Source organism: uncultured Thiodictyon sp., from assembly GCA_903837595.1.
In the GTDB taxonomy this organism is placed as follows: domain Bacteria; phylum Pseudomonadota; class Gammaproteobacteria; order Chromatiales; family Chromatiaceae; genus Thiodictyon.
Genome location: CAILVI010000098.1, coordinates 1 through 1,551, shown reverse-complemented (window position 1 = coordinate 1,551; position 1,551 = coordinate 1). Strand labels below are relative to the sequence as shown.

General features: G+C 61.8%; 2 protein-coding genes. Both read left to right on the top strand.

Going from position 1 to position 1,551, the window contains the following annotated elements:
• Positions 1-551 precede the first annotated feature (551 nt).
• On the top strand, positions 552-722 hold the full coding sequence (locus QZY44_RS05455; protein WP_295443341.1) for a hypothetical protein: 171 nt from the start codon (positions 552-554) through the stop codon (positions 720-722).
• Between the two features lie 177 nt (positions 723-899).
• Entirely contained in the window at positions 900-1,277 is a 378-nt protein-coding gene (locus QZY44_RS05450; protein ID WP_295443338.1) for a hypothetical protein, read from the top strand.
• The last annotated feature ends 274 nt before the right edge of the window (positions 1,278-1,551 follow it).

The window sequence follows — 1,551 nt, the reverse complement described above, 5'->3', positions numbered from 1 at the left end:
GCGCTGCCCATGGTCACCCTCTTTCCCTTGCTTGCCCAACGCTATGGACAGGGCGAGGCGTGCGCCTCGGCACTCCTGGCGACGACGCTACTGTCCTTCCTGACCCTGAACCTGGGGCTCTGGGCACTGGGAATGGGGGGGGCGCACTGACGGCGGCGGGGTCCCGGTGTGAGGGTGTCGCGCCCGCATCTTCGGCCATTTGCAGATAATCTGGGTCCGGGACCGCCGTTATTTGCAACTAATCTGGGCCGAAAATCGCGGTGTTTGTGGGTCCGGGCGCGGATGTTTGTAGGCTGTGTTCCCCGGACAGGGGGTGACGGATCGGGCGCGCAGATGCGATGAATGAAGTCCCGAGGCTGCTCATCGACGCCCAAGGGCGTGCCCCGGAGAGCGCCGGCGGCTCACTGGCCCTCCGCCTGGACAACGAGACCCCCATCTGACCATTCGCTGACAGCCCCGCTCAGGCTTTGTTTAACCGCCCGGCCTTACGCTGTGCCCAAGGTCGCATCAAACGGACTCATTACAAACCACAGCGCTCAGAGGATCAGACCATGTATACCTACCCAATCCGCTCCCGCGAGTCACATACCGCCACGCAGGCCCGGACCGCGCAGCTGTCCACGCCGAACGCCCGCGACAGCATCACGCAGGACCTGGCGGTCGCCGAGATGATCGTCAACGCCTTCAACGACAACGCCTCGCAGCTCTATCGTGGCATTTGATCGAGGCTGGGCTGAATTAGGGGAGCGCTGATTAATTCGGGGTTAATCAGCGCTGCCTTAGATGGCTCACTGCCATCGCTCGCCTCTACCTGTTTTCCAGTGGACCGATCCCCCCCATCTGGTGTGTCCTCCAACCCAGGATACCGGCCCTCCCCCGCTGGTCCTGAGTCTTTTCGCGTGACGGCGGTGACAGGCCTCCTGCCGCTGCCCTTGGTGAAGGCCAAAGCAGAAAAAGAGCAAAAGGGAAAAGTCGGCTTAGGGTACGATTTCCCCAACTTTCGCGGTGACCTAAAGAGGATGAGATCCATGCAAAACCTAGCTAGCGATCGCAGCAACCCTCCGGATTTGCGCCAGATAATCGCTTCCCTGCACGCCGTCCTCACCAGTGATAAGCCGAAAGTTCACCCGCGATGCGATCGGGTGCGGGTACCGAGCCACCTTGCCGGAGCGGATTACGGCCGGTATCGCCGCCTCCTGTCGCATGACGACCCAAAAGTTAAGTCGATGGCCTGGGCGTTCCTTGATGGTAGCGGCCCACAAACATCGGCGGCCTGACCCACAGGCATCACGATTTCTGGCCAAGATTAACTGCGAATAACGGGTCCCCAGGACCGAGATTATTTGCAAATGAGCCCACATGCAGACTTGCCGGAAGGACACCACGCCCGCATCATGCTCCCCAAGCGCGGGCGCAACGGCACCGAGCGCGACCCCGACCCGTTCTGTCAAGAGGCCAGACGATGCACAGACGAACACTCCTTCGCAACCTCGCCGCCGTAGTAGCCGCAACGCTGACGGCGCCCTCTTTCGCCCAACACCCGGACCCTGC